Raw genomic sequence first — 17,021 nt, forward strand, 5'->3', positions numbered from 1 at the left:
CGAAACTGCTCAACCCGGCCGGGTCCAGGCCATCGTGAAGCATGTCGGCACGGCCGCGGCCACCGCCTCCTTGCGGTACGCGCGCGGCGAGCTGCCGACGATGCCGCGGAACGTGCGGCTGAAGGTGCCCGGACTGCCGAAGCCGACCTCGAAGGCGATGTCCGTCACGCTCCGGTCGCTCTCGCGCAGCAGGTACATCGCCCGTTCCACCCGGCGGCGTTGCAGATAGCGGTGCGGCGTCTCGCCGAAGGTGGCCCGGAAGGTGCGCGCGAAGTGCGCCGGTGACACATGCGCGACGCGGGCGAGCGCCGGCACGTCCAGCGGCCGCGCGTAGTCCCGGTCCATGGTGTCCCGCGCGCGCAGCATGCGGCGGTTGCTCCCCTCGGCGGCGCGGCTCACGGCGTCGTCCTCCCGTACTCCGGTCCCGGACCCCTCACAGCGACTGGTCGGGCCAGTCCAGCAGGCGGGCGCCGATCACCGCGGTCTGGAGCATGTACCGGTGCGCGGGATCGGCCGGGTCGGCGCCGGTGAGCTGGTGGATGCGCTCCAGGCGGTAGGTGAGCGCCCGCACGCTCAGCGAGAGCCGGCGGGCGGCCTCGGCGGCCACGCAGCCGGAGTCGAAGTAGGCGACCAGCGTCTCCAGCAGCGGGACCGCGCCGCCCCGGGCCGCGGTCAGCGGGCCCAGAGTGTGCTGCACCAGGTCGGCCATCGCCTGCCGGTCGCGCGCGAGCACCGGATAGACCAGCAGGTCGGCGGCGCGCAGCACCGGGCCGGGCAGCCCGAGCCGGTCGGCCATCTCCAGCGCCGCCAGGGCCTCCTCGTACGAGTGCACGACACCGCCGGGACCGGTCTGCGGGCGCCCGATGGCCACCCGGCCGCCCTCGGTGGCGGCGGACGCCTGCCGGGCGAAGTAGCTGAGGACCTCGTCGGTGTCGCCGGGCGCGACGCACAGCAGCCGGCCGTTCTTGGTGGTGAGCAGGATGCTGTGGGAGTCGAAGCGGGCGAGCACCGCGGTCTCCACCCGCCGGGCGACGGCGCCGCCCTCGCCGTAGGCCTGGGGGCCCTCGGCGACCGCGACGGCGTGGGCGCGCGAGAGCCGCAGCCCGAACCGTTCGGCGCGCTCGGCGAGCCGGCCCAGGTCGCTGCGGCCGTAGAGCAGATCGTCGATGAACTCCCGGCGGGCCGCCTCCTCCCGGCGTACCGTCAGCCGCTGGGCGCGCTCGTAGCCTTCCGCGAACACGTCGACGGCCTGCTCCACGGCGGCCAGCGCCGCGAGGGTGCTCTCGGCCGAACCGGGTCCGAGCGGCCAGGCGGCGCGGGCGGCGGCCAGGTGGGCGACGACCAGGGCGCGCAGCCCGAACCCCGCCTCGGCGGCCTGTTCGCCCAGCGACCGACGGGACTTCAGCTCCTCCCGGGTCAGCCGCCGGCCGGTGGTCGCGACCTCGGCCAGCACCCCCGCGAAGCCGTCCAGATAGCGCTCGGATATCTCCTGGTCGCCCACCCTGCCCCGTTCCCCCGTGATCTTGACGTGCCGGTGACGCTTTCTTAGCGCGATTTCGGCATGCAGACAGTAGTGAACACTGCCGGAAACCGGCAATGCGGAAACGGTCCCCGGGGACGCACCATCCTCTGCGGGGAGCACTGCGGAGGGCTCCGGTGCCGGACATCGCGGGGGGATGCCCGGCGCCGGGGCCTCGGGGGAGCTCCGGTCCGCCGTCTGACACAAGGACGTATGCCATGGAAGCCCTCGGCGTGCTCGTCGCCGCCTGTGTGATCCTCGCCGTGCTGTTGCTGCTCGGGTTGTCCCGGCTGTACCGCAAGGTCGACCAGAGCCAGGCCCTGATCGTCTCCAGGACGCGGCGCGTGGACGTGTCCTTCACCGGACAGGTCGTGCTGCCGATCCTGCACAAGGCCGAGGTCATGGACATCTCGGTGAAGACCATCGAGATCAGCCGCTCCGGCCGGGACGGGCTGATCTGCCGGGACAACATCCGTGCCGACATCCGGATCCTGTTCTTCGTCAAGGTCAACAAGACCGTCCAGGACGTCATCAAGGTCGCCCAGTCCGTGGGCACCGAGCGGGCCAGCCACCAGGACACGCTCCAGGAGCTGTTCCACGCCAAGTTCTCCGAGGCGCTGAAGACCGTCGGCAAGCAGATGGACTTCACCGACCTGTACACCAAGCGCGAGGAACTGCGTTACCACATCATCGAGTTGATCGGTGTCGACCTCAACGGCTACCACCTGGAGGACGCGGCGATCGACTATCTGGAGCAGACGCCGCTGACCCAGCTGGACCCGGCCAACGTGCTGGACGCGCAGGGCATCCGCAAGATCACCGAGCTGACCGCCGTCGAGCACGTGCGCACCAACGAGGCCAAGCGCACGGAGCAGAAGGAGATCACCCGGCAGGACGTCGACGCCCGCGAGGCCATCCTGGAGCTGGAGCGCCGGCAGGCGGACGCCGAGATCAAGCAGAAGCGGGAGATCGAGACGTCCCGCGCCCGCGAGGAGGCCGAGACCGCGCGGGTGATGGAGGAGGAGCGGCTGCGCGCGCAGACCGCCTTCCTGCGCACCGAGGAGCAGCTCGGTGTGCAGCGGGAGAACCAGGCCCGGGAGATCGCGGTCGCCTCGAAGAACCGCGAGCGGGTCATCGCCGTGGAGAACGAGCGCATCGAGAAGGACCGCCTGCTGGAGGTCATCGCCCGGGAGCGGGAGACGCAGCTGACCCAGATCTCCGCGGAGAAGGAGGTCGAGGCGGAGAAGCGGGAGATCGCCGAGGTCATCCGGGAGCGGGTCGCGGTGGACCGTACGGTCGCCGAGCAGGAGGAGTCCATCAAGAAGCTGCGCGTGGTCGAGGAGGCCGAGCGCGAGCGGCAGGCCCTCGTCATCGCCGCCGAGGCGGAGGCGCAGGAGAAGCTGGTCAAGGACATCAAGGCCGCGGAGGCAGCCGAGCAGGCCGCGACGCACCGGGCCGCCGAGGAACTCACGCTGGCCGAGGCCAGGCTGAAGACCGCCGACCTCGACGCGCGGGCCAAGCTGCGGCTCGCCGAGGGCGTGCAGGCCGAGTCGGCCGCCGAGGGTCTCGCCGCGGTGCAGGTCCGCGACAAGGAGGCCGAGGTCACGGTCAAGGCCGGGCGCGCGGAGGCGGAGGCCACCGAGGCGCGGCTGCGGGCGGAGGCCGAGGGCACGCAGGCGAAGGCGCTGGCGGAGGCCGAGGGCACGCGGGCCAGGGGGCTCGCGGAGGCCGAGGGCGCGCAGGCGGCGGCCGCGGCGACGGAGGCGCGGCTGCGGGCCGAGGCGGAGGGCGCGCGGGCGAAGGCCCTTGCCGAGGCCGAGGGGACGAAGGCGGCGGCGCTCGCGGAGGCCGCCGGCGTCGGCGAGAAGCTGAAGGCCGAGGCGGCGGGGCTCACCGAGAAGGCGGCGGCGATGGCCGCGCTGGACGAGGCGTCGCGCGGGCACGAGGAGTACCGGCTGCGGCTCCAGGCCGAGAAGGAGATCCGGCTGGCCGGCCTGGAGACGCAGCGGCAGGTGGCCGAGGCGCAGGCGAAGGTGCTGGCGACGGGGCTGGAGAACGCCGACATCGACATCGTCGGCGGGGAGTCGGTCTTCTTCGACCGTCTCGTCTCGGCGGTGTCCTTCGGCAAGGGAGTCGACGGCTTCGTGGCCAACTCCCGCACCGCGCAGACCCTGGCGAAGCCGTGGCTGGACGGGTCGGGGAGCTTCACGGAGGACCTGAGCCGGGTGCTCGGGTCCGTGAGCACGGCGGACGTCCAGAACCTCACGGTGTCGGCGCTGCTGATGAAACTGATGAACGGCGGCGGCGCGGAGGCCTCCCGGTTCCGCCAGCTGCTGGACAGGGCGGGGGAGCTGGGGCTGGCGGAGGTGCCGGTCGCGTCCTTGAACGGAGCGGCCCGGAACTGAGGCCGGCCGGGGCGACGGGGGCGGGGACCCCCGTCGCCCCGGCGGCGCCCCGGCCCGCGGGCCGGGGCGCCCCGAAGGGGCACGGGGAACCGCGCGAGCGGCCCGGCGCACCCGCGCTCCGCGACGAACCCCGCACCCCCCGCGGCCGATCCGAACCCCGCTGAACCACGAAAGGCGACCATGGCCACCGAGACCGTCGACGCCGGCACCTACGACGTCCTCCGCGACCGGCTGGCCGCGCACGCCGCCGAGCTGGCGCGACGGGCCGAGGAACTGAACACCCGCCGCGCGCGGGAGTTCGGCTCGACCAGGCTCGGCCTCTCCTCCACCACCAGCCTCAGGACCCCCCACGCCGCCCTCCGGCAGGACGTCGTGGCCGTCGGCGACAGACTCCTCCTCGGCACCGCGCGCGGCGGCGACATCCCGTCCGTCGAGGACGTCCTCGCCCTCTACGACCGCGACGGGAACCGCCTCCCCGCGGACGCCGGTTTCCTCGGTGAACCCGCGTTCGTCCGCGAGTTCACCGCCCTGACCCGCTACTACCGCGACGCCCGCCTGCTGCGCCTGCGCCGGACCGAGGGCCGTCTGCTCGCGGTGTTCCGCACCGGCGAGAAGGCCGACGACGTCCGCGCCCTGCGCTGGAACCTGACCGAGGACGGCCGCGCCGAGTTCCTGGACGCGCGCGGCGACCGCGACGACGTCGTACCGCCGGCCCAGGACGTCACCTGGACCGACACCGGCCGCGCGGACCACGTGCTGGGCCGGGAGCCGTACGTCGCCGTACCCGGCGGGCTCGGCGTCGCGGCCCTCGGCGGCACCCTCACCGTCCGCGCCGAGGACGGCGCACAGCTGTACTCCGAGCCCGTCGCGGAACCCCTCCAGTCGCTCGCCGACGCCGCCGTGGCGTACGCGGGGGTCGGCCCCCTGACGCTGCTGCGCGTGCGGCCGTACAAGGAGGACACCGACCGATACCTGGTCTTCAACGCCCTGACCCGGACGGTCGTCCGCCTCGACGGCCTCGGCCAGGCGTGCCGGCGGCTCCCCGAGGAGCAGGGCGTCGTCTTCCCGGGCGGGTTCTGCCTGGCGAGCGGGCAGCACAAGTCGTACGAACTCGACGTGACGGGGCTGGAGTTCGAGCAGGAGGTCCGCGCGCCCAACGGCGAGGACGTGCTGTACGCGTTCCGGGACCGTGCCGGTGGCGGCACGCTCCTGCTGTCGTACAACACCCTGCGCAAAGAGGTGGCGACCCCGCTGCCCTGCCAGGGCTGGGCGCTGTTCGAGGACGGGTCGCTCGCCGTGCTGCGCGCCGGGGGCGGCGAGCCCGCGCACACCCACCCCCTCCAGTGGTGGACCTCGCCGTACGTCTCCGACACCCACGCCGCCGCGCTGCGCACCGGCAGCGGCCCGCTCGCCCGCGTAGGCAACGCGGACCTGGTGCGCGGCCTCGCCGACTGCCTCTCCGTGGCCCGGCTGGTGGCCGACGGCATCACCACCGGCGAGGGCTACCGCGCGCTGACCGTCGCCTGCGTCCGCGCGGCCGACACCCACCACTGGCTCGCCGACCCCGAACTCGGTGCGATCCAGGTGCCGTTGGCGGACGTGCGGGAGACCGCCGAACAGGTGCTGGCCGAGTTCGAGACCGTGCGCGAGCTGACCCGGGGCGCCGCCGAGGCGCTGGAGGAGGCCGCGGAACGGATCGCGGCCGTGGTGCGCCGGCTGCGCGGCGAGGCCCCGCGCGAGGCAGCCGCCTGGGTGCGCGGGCTGACCGAACTCCGGCACGCGCACGGCCACCTCCTCACCCTGCGCGAGCTGCGGTACGTGGACGCCGAGCGGGTGGCCGCGCTCGCCGCCGAGGCGGAGTCCGACCTGGCCGCGTTCGGCAGACGGGCGGTGACCTTCCTGTCCCGCGAGGACGCCTTCACCGCCCAGCGCGCCGAGGTGGAAGGACTGGTGGCCGACGCGGACGCGATCCGCACGGTCGCCGGCGCCGGGCCCGTCACCGAGCGCCTGGACGAGCTGGCGGACGGGCTGCGCACCGTCACCGAGGTGGTCACCGGCCTCGACATCGCCGACGCCACCGTGCGCACCGCCGTGCTGGAACGGATCGCGGACGTCCTGGGCGGCGTCAACCGGGCGCGTGCCACCCTCGACGCCCGCCGCCGCTCCCTCCAGGACCAGGAGGGGCGCGCGGAGTTCGCCGCCGAGACCGCCCTGCTCGCCCAGGCCGTCACCGCCGCGCTCGCCGGGGCCACCACCCCCGAGGCCTGCGACGACCAACTCGCCTCCGTGCTCGCGCGGCTGGAGGATCTGGACGGACGGTTCGCCGAGTTCGACGACTTCCTGGCCGAGCTCGCCGACAAGCGCACCGAGATCTACGAGGCGTTCGCCGCCCGCAAGCAGTCACTCGCCGACGTCCGGGCCCGCCGGGCCGAGCAACTCGCCGTGTCGGCCGGGCGGATGCTGGAGACGGTGGCCCGGCGCGCGGCGGGGCTCGCCGACGCGGACGCGGTCACCGCGTACTTCGCCTCCGACCCACTGGTCGCCAAGATCGCCCGCGTCGCCGGTGAGCTGCGCGAGCTGGGCGACAGCGTGCGCGCGGAGGAACTCGACGGGCGGCTGAAGGCCGCCCGGCAGGAGGCCGCCCGCGCCCTGCGCGACCGCGGCGACCTGTACGCCGACGACGGCCGCACCCTGCTGCTCGGCGGCCACCGCTTCGCCGTCAACACCCAGCCGCTCGACCTCGCCCTCGTCCCGGCCGCCGACGGCCTCGCCCTCGCGGTCACCGGCACCGACTACCGCGCCCCGGTCACCGATCCCGGCTTCGCCTCCACCCGCCCCTACTGGGACCGGCACCTGCCCTCCGAGTCGCCCGAGGTCTACCGCGCCGAGTACCTCGCCGCCCGCCTCCTCACGGCACACGGCCCCGCCGCCCTCGCCGCCGCCGACGACCTGGCGGGACTGGTGCGCCGGGCCGCGCAGGAGTCGTACGACGAGGGCTACGAGCGCGGTGTCCACGACCATGACGCGACCCTGATCCTGGCCGCGCTCCTGCCCCTGTACGACGCCGCGGGACCCCTGCGGCACGAGCCCGCCGCCCGCGCCGGGGCGCAGCTCTTCTGGACCCACGGCACCACGGAGGCGGCCCGCGCCGCATGGACCCGCCGCGCCGTCTCCCTGGCCCGCGCCCGGGACGCCTTCGGGCCGACGGCCGCACTGGGGGACCTGGTGGCGGAGCTGGCGGCGGCCATCGGCCGGTGGGCGCGGACCGAGGCGGGCGGAGAGCCGTCCGCCGCCGACGACCGCGCGGACGCCGGCCAAGGCCGGTGGTCCGCCGAGGCGGCCGCCGCCTATCTCTTCGACGAACTGACCGGCGGCACCGGCCCCGAGGACTTCGTGCTCGGCGGGGTGGCCCGCGCGCTGCTGGACAAGTTCCGGCAGGCGCTGGCCGGTTCGGACTACGGCCGTGACCTGGAGGGGCTGACCGAGCTGCGCGCCCGCCGCCAGGTGGTCGAGGCCTGGCTGACCGCGTACGCCACCGCGAGCGGCAGCGACGCCGCCCCCGGCGAGCTGGCGGAGGCGGTCGCCGCCGAACTGTGCCCGGCGCTGCCGCGCTACGACGGCGACGCCCGGCTCGGCACGACCGTCGAGGGCCTGCTCGGCGCTCACCCCCGGGTGCCGGGCGGGCGGCTGGAGCTGCGCCTGGACGAGTTCCTGGCCCGTACCGCCCGGCACACCGCGCACGACGTGCCCGGCTTCCGCGCCTACCAGCGCCGCCGCGGCGCGCTGCTCACCGGCGAGCGCGAACGGCTGCGCATGGACGACCACCGCCCCCGGGTGATGCCGGCGTTCGTCCGAAACCGCCTCGTGGACGAGGTCTATCTGCCGCTGATCGGCGACAGCCTCGCCCGCCAGCTGGGCACCACCGGCGCCGGCAAGCGCACCGACACCGGCGGCCTGCTCCTGCTGGTCTCGCCGCCCGGCTACGGCAAGACGACGCTCATGGAGTACGTCGCCGACCGGCTCGGCCTGATGCTGGTCAAGATCAGCGGCCCGGCGCTCGGCCACCACGTCACCTCGCTGGACCCGGCCGACGCGCCGAACGCCACCGCGCGCCGCGAGGTCGAGAAGATCAACTTCGCGCTCGCGGCGGGCAACAACACGCTGCTCTACCTGGACGACATCCAGCACACCTCGCCCGAACTCCTGCAGAAGTTCATCCCGTTGTGCGATGCGACGCGGCGGGTGGACGGCGTGTGGGACGGCGAGCCGCGCACCTACGACCTGCGCGGCAAGCGGTTCGCGGTGTGCATGGCGGGCAACCCGTACACGGAGTCGGGGGATCGGTTCCGCATCCCCGACATGCTCGCCAACCGTGCCGACGTGTGGAACCTGGGCGACGTCCTGACCGGCAAGGAGGACGTGTTCGCGCTGAGCTTCGTGGAGAACGCCCTGACCGCCAACCCGGTCCTCGCTCCGCTCGCCGCCCGCGAGCGCGCCGACCTGGACCTGCTGGTCCGCCTGGCCGCGGGCGACCCGACAGCCCGCGCCGACCGGCTGTCCACCGCGCCGGCGCCCACCGAACTCGACGGTGTCCTGGCCCTGTTGCGCCATGTCCTCGCCGTCCGGGACACGCTCCTCACGGTCAACGCGGCCTACATCGCCTCCGCCGCCCAGTCCGCCGACGCCCGCACCGAGCCGCCGTTCCGGCTGCAGGGCTCCTACCGCGACATGAACAAGATCGTCCAGCGGCTGCGCCCGGTCATGAACACCGCCGAGCGCGAGGCCGTCGTCCAGGACCACTACACGGCCGAGGCCCAGACCCTGACCACGGGCGCGGAGGCCAACCTCCTCAAACTCGCCGAACTGCGGGGCGTTCTGGACCCGGTCCGGTCGGCCCGCTGGACGGAGATCAAGGCCGCCCACGTCCGCACCCGCACCCTCGGCGGCCCCGAGGAGGACCCGCTGACCCGGGCGGTCGCCGCCCTCACCCTCCTCGCGGACCGGGTGGCGGCGGTGGAGTCGGCCATCAGCCGGGCCACCGCGACCGAGGACCGGGGCACCTCCCGCTGAGGGCCGTCCCCGTGCTCGTGCGCGGAGTCCGGGCGTGGTCGCCGGAGCCGCGCCGCGCCCGTCCTCCGGGAGACGGAGGAGAAGGGGCTGCCGCCGGAACACCGGGTGCCCGGCCGGCGCCGCGACGGGCTGACCGGCGGGGCGGCTCGCGCCTCACCCGTGGTGGGGGTCGCCGTGCGCCCCGTGCGCGTGCTCCCCGTGCCCGTGCTCCGCGCCGTTCTCCGGTGCCCGGCCCATCGTCCGCAGCATCGCCCCGCCGCCCGTGCGCAGGAAGCGGATGACGAGGGACGCGGCGAGGAGCAGGAAGGCGATGTTGAGCCAGGTCGTGTAGTTCCAGCGGACGCCCTCCTCGGGGAGCCTGGCGACGGCCTGGTCGGGGACGAGGCCGAGTCCGCCGAAGAGGAACTCCACCACGTAGCCGGCCACCGCGATGGCGGCGAAGAAGGTGGCGAGCAGGAAGCCGGCCATCCGGGGGCCGTAGTACTTCCGGTAGATGTTGAGGATCGGCAGGATCAGCAGGTCGGCGTAGATGAAGGCGATCACACCGCCGAAGCTGATGCCGCCCTTCCACAGGACCACCGCCAGCGGCACGTTGCCGATGGAGCAGACGAACGTGGCGACGGCGACGACCGGGCCGATCAGAGGGCCGATCAGCTTGGCCGCGAGGGGGTGGCCGGCCAGGAAGAAGGTGTGCCAGAAGGTGTCGGGCACCCAGGCGGCGATGGCGCCGGCGATCAGCAGCCCGGCCACCAGGTCGCGCAGGATCGCGGCCCACTCCATGACGAAGATGTGCGACACGGAGGTGAGCCCCGCGCGCGAGAGCAGCCGGCGCAGGAAGCCGCCCTCCCCCTGGACCGACATGTCCATCGCCGCGTGACCCTCCATCGACCCGGCGACGCCGCGTTCGGCCTGCTCCCGGGCCCCGCGCAGCAGACGCTCGCGCAGGAAGACGCGGAACAGCACCGCGAGTACGACGATCATGATCGGCCCGCCGACGAACTCCGCCGCGGTGAACTGCCAGCCCATCAGCAGGGCCAGGATCACGCCGAGTTCGATGACGAGGTTGGTCGAGGCGATCTCGAAGGCCATCGCCGCGGTGAAGTCGGCGCCCTTGCGGAACAGGGAGCGGGCGAGGGCGACGGCGGCGTACGAGCAGGAGGACGACGAGGCGCCGAGGCCCGCGGCCAGGGCCAGGGTGCGCGGGCGGTCGTCACCGAGCAGTCGCACGACCGTCTCGCGGCGTACCACCGCCTGGACGACGGCCGAGAGGGTGAAGCCGAGGATCAGCGCCCAGGTGATCTCCCACGTCATCGATCCGGTGATGAACAAGGCGTGTCCTATCGCGTGCATGCAGCGCACTCCCTTCACGGTGCTGCGGTTCCGCCACCCCGGCCTCAGTACCCCCATGGGGTATTTCGAAACGCCGGGAAGGTCCCGTCGGGCGATCGGTATCCTCCCCGCATGGATATCCGTGTGGAGGTCGTACGGGAGCCGTCCCGGGAACTGGCCGACGCCTTCGGCAGGCTGCTTCCGCAGCTGTCCGGGGCCGCCGCGCCCCTGGACCGCGCCGCTGTCGACCGGCTGGTGGCCCATGACGCCAACACGGTGCTGGTGGCCCGCACCCCCGAGGCGATCGTCGGCACCCTGGTCCTGGTGCTGCTGCCCCTGCCGTCCGGGCTGCGCGGCCGGATCGAGGACGTGGTGGTCGACGGCGCGGCGCGCGGCCGGGGTGTCGCGGGGCTGCTGATCGAGGAGGCGGTGCGGCTCGCCCGCAAGGCGGGGGTGCGCACGCTCGACCTCACCTCCCGGCCGGACCGGGCCTCCGCGAACCGGCTGTACGAGCGGATCGGCTTCCGGCCGAGGGAGTCCACCGTGTTCCGGCTCGACGAGTAGACCCCGGCCGTCGCGGTGCGGGTGGACCCGCCGCTTCGGGGAGGCGGCACGGTCCGGTGCGGCGCCGTGCGGGCCGGCGGGACCCGGCTCGGCCCGCGTCCGGTGCGGCCGCGGCGGCCCGCCTCGCCGACGAGCGCGTCTCGGACCCCTCCGGGCCGCGCGCCGCGCGGTGACGGTCCAAGACAGCAGAAGCCCCGCCGCGGGGGCACCGGGGCGGGGCTGGGACGGGCGGGGAGCCGGTCGCGGCGCGCGGGAGGCCGAGGAGCGGGTCCGCGGTGGGTTCGGCGCCGTCGGGCACCCCGCGGGGACGGCCGCGGCCGCGACCGCGGGGCGCGCCGGCGGGGATCAGGAGGGCTGTGACGTCAGCAGCGGACGCAGGGCGCCCGCGCGCAGCCGCTCCACCAGCGGTGGGGCGATCCGGCGCAGCACGAGGACGGTGACGAGGGAGACGGCACTGCCGACCAGTGCGCCCACGGCGACGTCGTGCGGGTAGTGCGCGCCGACGTACACCCGGGAGGCGCCCATCGCGATCGCGGTGACCAGGGCGAGGGCGCCGAGGCGGCGGCTGATCAGCAGGAGGGCCACCGCGAAGGCGAAGGCGACGGTGGTGTGGTTGCTGGGGAAGGCGTAGTCGTCTGGTGCGGGGCACGCCTCCAGGAGGAAGTCGTGGGGGAGCGCGCGGCACGGCCGGGGCTCGTCGAAGACGTCCTTGATCCCGCTGTTGACCACATAGGCGAGGACGACGGCGATGGGCGTCGCCAGCACGGCGGCCATCGCGGTGCTGCCCTGGCCTCTGGCCCGCCACCACGCCACCAGCAGATACACCGCGAACAGGCCGATGCCGAAGGCGCTGAACACCGACACCGGTTCGTTCAGCCAGTGCGTGTGCCGGGCGAAGTCGGTGACGTCGGTGTACAGCCCGCCGTCTATCGCCGCTCCGTCGAGCGCCTGGGTGGTCAGGGGGGAAGTCGTCATCAGATGGGTCTCCGGGGGCCGTGCTGCGTGTGCCGCGGACTCCGGGGAACGGGCGCGGGCACCGATCGGACGTACGGATGAAGAGCGGACGTCTCCGAGGTAAACGTCTACAAGTATGTAGACGATATCAGGTCCCGACGCGGGGTGCCGCCCCGCCCGTGCGGTCCGCCTGACCCGAACGGCCCCGCCCTGCTCGCGCCCGCGGGCCCGGGGCGGTGCGCTGGTGATCTGTACGGCGAGGAGGTGCCAGTGATGAACGGTGCGACCCCGGACCACCCCGGCGACCCGGACCGCTCCGACCGCCCTGGCGACTCCGGCCGCCCCGACCGGTCCGAGCTGGACGACCTGCGGGCCCGGCTCGCCGCCCTCGAAGCCGAGCGGCACGCCCGGCAGGGGGAGGGGACGCGGACCCGGCACCGGCCCGCCTCCGCGCTCGCCGCCGTCCTCCTCGTGATCGGCTGCCTGCTCGCCCCGCTCGCCGTCGTCGCCACCTGGGCCGCCGACCTGGTCGGCGACACCGACCGCTATGTGGCCACCGTCGCCCCGCTCGCCTCGGACCCCGCCGTGCAGGACGCCGCCGCGAACCGGGCCACGGACGCGCTGATGGACCGGATCCACCTGCCCACGCTGCTCTCCGACGTGGCCCCCAAGGACCGGCCCCTGCTGGAGAAGGCGCTGGGCGCGCTGGGCGGGGGACTGGAGAACGCCGTACGGGGGTTCGTGCACGACCAGGCCCGCAAGGTCGTCGCGTCCTCGGCCTTCGCCACGGTGTGGACCGACGCCAACCGAAGGATCCACGCCTCCCTGGACAAGGCGCTGACCGGTACGGGCGGCGGCGCGGTGCAGCTGAACGACGACACCGTCACCCTCGACCTCGCCCCGCTCATCGACGACGTGAAGAAGCGCATGGTCGACGCGGGAATGACCTTCGCGAGTCATATCCCCGCCGTCCACGCCCAGTTCACGCTCGTGGAGTCCCAGCAGGTGGGCAAGGTGAAGACGTACGTACGGCTGCTGCGCATCGCCGGCAACTGGCTGCCGGTGCTCGCCGTCCTGCTGATCGCCGCCGGCGTCCTGCTCTCGCTGCGCCGCCGCCGCGCCCTCGTCGCCGGCTGCCTCGGCGCGGCGGTCGCCACCGCCCTGCTCGGCATCGGACTGCGTGTCTTCCGCGTGTTCTACCTGGACCGGCTGCCCGCCGACGTCTCCCCGGGCGCGGCCGGCGCGGTCTACGACACCCTGACCCGCTTCCTGGAGACCGCCGTGCGGACGGTGATCGTGCTCGGCGTCGTGATCGCCCTGGGCGCCTGGCTCAGCGGCCCCGGGCGGCGGGCCGGCCTGGTGCGGGGCCTGTGGACCGACGGCATCGGCGCGGCCCGCGGCACCGCCGACCACGCGGGCCTGCGCACCGGCCCGGTCGGACCCTTCGTGCGCCGGCACCGCCCCTGGTTCACCTGGATCCTGGTCGCCGTGGCGGTGCTGGTCTGCCTGCTGTGGCCGTACCCCACGGGCTGGGTGGTCCTCGGGATCGCCCTGTGCCTGCTGTTCGCGCTGGCGGTGGTGGAGTTCCTGGCGGCGGAGCCCCCGCACCGGACCCCGCGGGAGGGCCACGCGGCGCATCCCTGATCCGGCGGTGCCCCGCCGGCCGCGCCGCCGCTGATCCCCCTGGCCGGCCTCGGGCCGGAGGCCACGGGCCTCTCCATATCCGGGGCGGTCGACCGGTTGTGCGGGCTAGGATCCCGGTCATGGCCCTGACCGTGGACGACGTGGACCGGTTCGAGGCGTCCAGGCACCGTCTGGAAGCCATCGCCTATCGCCTGCTCGGCTCGGCGAGCGAGGCGGAGGACGCGGTGCAGGAGACGTTTCTGCGCTGGCAGGGTGCCGACACCGGGCGCGTCGAGGTCCCCGAGGCGTGGCTGACCAAGGTGCTCACCAACCTGTGCCTCAACCAGCTCGCCTCAGCCCGCGCCCGCCGCGAGACCTACGTCGGCGCCTGGCTGCCCGAGCCGCTGCTCGCCGGGGACCCGATGCTGGGCCCCGCCGACACCGCCGAACAGCGCGAGTCGGTGTCGTACGCCGTCCTCACCCTGCTGGAGCGCCTCACCCCGAACGAGCGCGCGGTGTACGTGCTGCGCGAGGCGTTCGACTACCCGCACCGGGAGATCGCGGGGATCCTCGACCTCACCGAGACCGCCAGCCAGCAGATCTTCCACCGCGCGAAGAGGCATGTCGCCGCCGGCCGGACGCGCGCCGAGATCGACGAGGCGGCCGCGCGGCGGATCGTGGACGAGTTCCTCGCCGCCGCCACCAGCGGCCACACCGAACCGCTGGTACGACTGCTCACGGAGAACGCCATCGCGATCGGTGACGGCGGCGGGAAGGTCCCGGCCCGTGCCAGGGCGTTCGAGGGTGCCCGCGCGGTCGCGACCTTCATGCGGGGCCTGTTCAAGCCCGGCAAGGCCAAGCGCAACCTGGTCGGCGGCTCGCCCGACCTCCATGTCGCGCCGGTCAACGGCGCTCCCGCGCTCGTGGTGGTGCTCGACGGCCGGGTCATCGGCATCACCTGCCTGGAGATCACCCAGCAGGGCATCGCCGCCTTCCGCAGCCAGGTCAACCCGGACAAGCTCGCGCGCGCGACCCGGCGCTGGGCGGCCGGCGAGCACGGCGACCCCGTGCTCAAGGTCTTCTGACGCGCCCGCGCGAGACGCGTGACGTGTGACGTGTGACGCGCGTCACGGACCGCTCCTGTCAGGAAACGGCGGGCCGCCCGGTTCAAGGGGCGGAACCGCCCGGGACCCATCCCATGAGCGACAGGAGCAGGCCATGCAGCACCGCGTCATCGTCCTCGGCGCCGGATACACCGGAGCCATCGCCGCCGGGCGCCTCGCCCGGCGGCTGCGCCGCGAGGACGTCGCCATCACCCTCGTCAACGCCGAGGCCGACTTCGTCGAGCGCGTCCGGATGCACCAGCTCGCCGCCGGACAGGAACTCCCGCCGCGGCCCCTCGGTGCCATGTTCGCGGGCACCGGCGTCACCCTGAAGCTCGCGCGGGTCACCGCCGTGGACGCCGACCGCAGGACCGTGACCGTCACCGGGGAACAGGGCACGGCGGAGGAACTGCCCTACGACACCCTCGTCTACGCCCTCGGCAGCGGATGGCACGACCAGGGCGTCCGGGGCGTCGCCGAGCACGCCCACGACATCGCGGGCCGCCCCGGCGCGTTGCGGCTGCGCGCCCGCCTGGCCGAGCTGACGGCCGGTGCGCCCGTGGTCGTGGTCGGCGGCGGACTCACCGGTGTGGAGGCCGCCACCGAACTCGCCGAGAGCCGCCCGGACCTGGACGTCGCCCTCGCCGTGCGCGGCGCCCTGGGCGAGCGGTTCTCGCCCAAGGGCCGCCGCCATCTGCGCGCGGTCTGTGACCGGCTCGGCATCACCGTGCACGAGCACACCGCGGTGGCCGCGGTGGCCGCGGGCCATGTCACCACCGCGGACGGCACCACGCTCCCGTCCGCGGCCACCGTGTGGACCGCCGGCTTCGCCGTCCACCCGATCGCGCGGGCCACCACGCTGGAGACCGGGGAGAGCGGTCAGATCGTGGTCGACCGGTCGATGCGCTCGGTCTCGCACCCGCAGGTGTACGCCATCGGTGACGCGGCCCTCGCCATGGGCCCCGGCGACAAGCCGCTGCGGATGTCCTGCGCCTCGGGGGTGCCCGCCGCCTGGCAGGCGGCCGACGCGATCGCGGCGCGGCTCGGCGGGAGGAAGGTGCCGGTGACCTCCGTGCGGTACTACCAGCAGTGCGTCTCCCTGGGCCGCCGGGACGGCCTGATCCAGTTCGTCACCGCGGACGACCGCGCCGTCGACCGTGCCCTGACCGGCCGCCTCGCCGCCCGCTACAAGGAGGCGATCTGCAAGGGCGCCGCGTGGGGCGTCGCCCACCCGCTGCTGGTGCCGGTCAGGGCGCGCGGGGTGGTGCCGCGGGGGGAGCGGGGGCCGGGGCGGGTGGCGGAGCGGTCGGCGGAGCGGTCGGCGGATCCGGTGGCGGGTGGGGCGGTCTGACCGCGCCGGGTCGGTGAACCAGGCTGTGCACGCGACCAGTCGGTGGCGTCGGCGAGGCCGGGCCTGGGTGGCGGTGGTGGCGGACCGGGCCGTACCGGGGGCGCAGGGAAAGGCTCCCGACACACGGGAGCCGGCCCGTGTTCACCCCCTCCTGGCGCGGCTTCACACCGGCCGCACTCTCGCACTACGTTAGAGATTGAACGACCGGTGCCGCCGTGGGCCGAGCCGTGCAGGCGGCCACGTGCGTTCCGTCCCGAGCGCGCAAGGAGCCGCATGCTGCCCTCGTCCTCGCCACCGACCGCCCGTCATGTCATGTGCGTCGACCGACTGCTGACCGCCGCCGTGCGACTGTCGGCCACCCTGCCGGCGACCCGCTCAACCCTCGGGGTGGTCCGGGGCCGTCACGGGTCGGAGCGCGAACGCGCGGCCGCGCTGCGGACCCGGTTGGCCGAACGGGGGGTATCCAGCGCGGAGTTGAGCCCGGCGCCGGAGCCGGGCGAGCGGGGCGGCGCGCAGTACGGTCTGCCGCCGCGGTCGGTGGGGCTGCTGGTGCACACGCCGGGGCTGCGGCCGGAGCAGGCGATGCGGGCGGCGGCGTTATGGCGCCTGCCGCTGCTGATCGACCGGCCCGACGGGACGACGGGCGCGGGGGCCTGCCACAAGGACGTCATCGGCATCCACCTCGCGGATCGCGGCTACGAACTCGCGCTGCTTCAGGCCGATTTGGTGTCCCTGAATGCCGATCCGGGCCCCATCCGCCTCATCCTCGACAACGAGAAGATCACCATGCCGGACGGCCGCCGCCTCGGCGTCAGGGCGACCGGGTCGGGGCTGCTGGAGGTGCGGGGGGAGTCCTTCGGGATGCGCAGGGTGCGACGCCTGCGCTTCGAACGGGCCTGGGGTGCGCACCGGTTGGACGTGGACGGAGTCCCGGTGCGCGAGGTGCGGGCACCGCTGCGGATGGAGGCGGATCCGGGGCGGCTGCACATGGTGCGGCCCTGAGGGGTCCACCTGAGGGAGTCACCCCAGGGGGGTCGCCCTAGGGGGTCACTTCAGGGGTCGTCCCAGGGCGCAGGAGGGCCGCCCCGCCTCCACGGGAGGGG

11 protein-coding genes are annotated in these 17,021 nt (G+C 74.4%); 7 read left to right on the forward strand and 4 right to left on the reverse strand.

Translation table 11 applies throughout. The features are described from left to right. Window positions 1-9: 9 nt before the first annotated feature. Window positions 10-399, reverse strand: a complete 390-nt coding sequence (locus VT52_RS08080) for a helix-turn-helix domain-containing protein (protein WP_206306462.1) — start codon at window positions 397-399, stop codon at window positions 10-12. A gap of 34 nt (window positions 400-433) precedes the next feature. Then, window positions 434-1,501, reverse strand: coding sequence for a PucR family transcriptional regulator (locus tag VT52_RS08085; protein WP_046417715.1), 1,068 nt, complete (start codon window positions 1,499-1,501; stop codon window positions 434-436). A 236-nt stretch (window positions 1,502-1,737) separates the two neighbouring features. Here VT52_RS08085 and VT52_RS08090 point away from each other — a divergent pair, with 236 nt between their 5' ends. Further along, entirely contained in the window at window positions 1,738-3,924 is a 2,187-nt protein-coding gene (locus VT52_RS08090; RefSeq protein WP_046417713.1) for a hypothetical protein, read from the forward strand. A gap of 180 nt (window positions 3,925-4,104) precedes the next feature. Then, a complete protein-coding gene (locus tag VT52_RS08095; protein WP_046417711.1) occupies window positions 4,105-8,994 on the forward strand; it encodes a DNA repair ATPase in 4,890 nt (1,629 codons plus the stop codon). A 153-nt stretch (window positions 8,995-9,147) separates the two neighbouring features. Here VT52_RS08095 and VT52_RS08100 read toward each other — a convergent pair whose 3' ends face one another. Beyond that, window positions 9,148-10,344, reverse strand: coding sequence for a permease (locus VT52_RS08100; protein WP_046417709.1), 1,197 nt, complete (start codon window positions 10,342-10,344; stop codon window positions 9,148-9,150). 111 nt (window positions 10,345-10,455) lie between these two features. Here VT52_RS08100 and VT52_RS08105 point away from each other — a divergent pair, with 111 nt between their 5' ends. Then, complete coding sequence (locus VT52_RS08105; protein ID WP_046417708.1) at window positions 10,456-10,887, forward strand: GNAT family N-acetyltransferase; 432 nt, start codon at window positions 10,456-10,458, stop codon at window positions 10,885-10,887. A 345-nt stretch (window positions 10,888-11,232) separates the two neighbouring features. Here the strand turns inward: VT52_RS08105 and VT52_RS08110 are convergent, their stop codons facing one another. Further along, window positions 11,233-11,862, reverse strand: coding sequence for a phosphatase PAP2 family protein (locus VT52_RS08110; RefSeq protein ID WP_046417707.1), 630 nt, complete (start codon window positions 11,860-11,862; stop codon window positions 11,233-11,235). Between the two features lie 252 nt (window positions 11,863-12,114). Between VT52_RS08110 and VT52_RS08115 the strand changes: the two genes are divergently transcribed. The 4 genes from VT52_RS08115 (at window position 12,115) to VT52_RS08130 (ending at window position 16,920) form a co-directional block, all read left to right on the forward strand. Beyond that, window positions 12,115-13,485 carry a hypothetical protein gene (locus tag VT52_RS08115; RefSeq protein WP_240509682.1) on the forward strand — a complete coding sequence of 457 codons (1,371 nt, stop codon included), beginning with the start codon at window positions 12,115-12,117 and terminating at the stop codon, window positions 13,483-13,485. A 119-nt stretch (window positions 13,486-13,604) separates the two neighbouring features. After that, a complete protein-coding gene (gene sigJ / locus VT52_RS08120; protein WP_046417706.1) occupies window positions 13,605-14,549 on the forward strand; it encodes an RNA polymerase sigma factor SigJ in 945 nt (314 codons plus the stop codon). Between the two features lie 133 nt (window positions 14,550-14,682). Then, window positions 14,683-15,918 carry an NAD(P)/FAD-dependent oxidoreductase gene (locus VT52_RS08125; protein ID WP_046417704.1) on the forward strand — a complete coding sequence of 412 codons (1,236 nt, stop codon included), beginning with the start codon at window positions 14,683-14,685 and terminating at the stop codon, window positions 15,916-15,918. A gap of 273 nt (window positions 15,919-16,191) precedes the next feature. Next, window positions 16,192-16,920: a hypothetical protein gene (locus VT52_RS08130; RefSeq protein ID WP_046417703.1), complete on the forward strand. Its 729-nt coding sequence runs from the start codon at window positions 16,192-16,194 to the stop codon at window positions 16,918-16,920. Window positions 16,921-17,021: the final 101 nt, after the last annotated feature.

The sequence above is a fragment of the Streptomyces malaysiense genome, assembly GCF_000980885.2.
Classification (GTDB): Bacteria; Actinomycetota; Actinomycetes; order Streptomycetales; family Streptomycetaceae; genus Streptomyces; species Streptomyces malaysiense.

Bases quoted from the DNA above. Each gene is read 5' to 3' on its own strand.
- VT52_RS08090 (WP_046417713.1), top strand. From the start codon at position 1,738: ATGGAAGCCCTCGGCGTGCTCGTCGCCGCCTGTGTGATCCTCGCCGTG.
- VT52_RS08095 (WP_046417711.1), top strand. From the start codon at position 4,105: ATGGCCACCGAGACCGTCGACGCCGGCACCTACGACGTCCTCCGCGAC.
- VT52_RS08100 (WP_046417709.1), bottom strand. From the start codon at position 10,344: ATGCACGCGATAGGACACGCCTTGTTCATCACCGGATCGATGACGTGG.
- VT52_RS08105 (WP_046417708.1), top strand. From the start codon at position 10,456: ATGGATATCCGTGTGGAGGTCGTACGGGAGCCGTCCCGGGAACTGGCC.
- VT52_RS08110 (WP_046417707.1), bottom strand. From the start codon at position 11,862: ATGACGACTTCCCCCCTGACCACCCAGGCGCTCGACGGAGCGGCGATA.
- VT52_RS08115 (WP_240509682.1), top strand. From the start codon at position 12,115: ATGAACGGTGCGACCCCGGACCACCCCGGCGACCCGGACCGCTCCGAC.
- sigJ (WP_046417706.1), top strand. From the start codon at position 13,605: ATGGCCCTGACCGTGGACGACGTGGACCGGTTCGAGGCGTCCAGGCAC.
- VT52_RS08125 (WP_046417704.1), top strand. From the start codon at position 14,683: ATGCAGCACCGCGTCATCGTCCTCGGCGCCGGATACACCGGAGCCATC.
- VT52_RS08130 (WP_046417703.1), top strand. From the start codon at position 16,192: ATGCTGCCCTCGTCCTCGCCACCGACCGCCCGTCATGTCATGTGCGTC.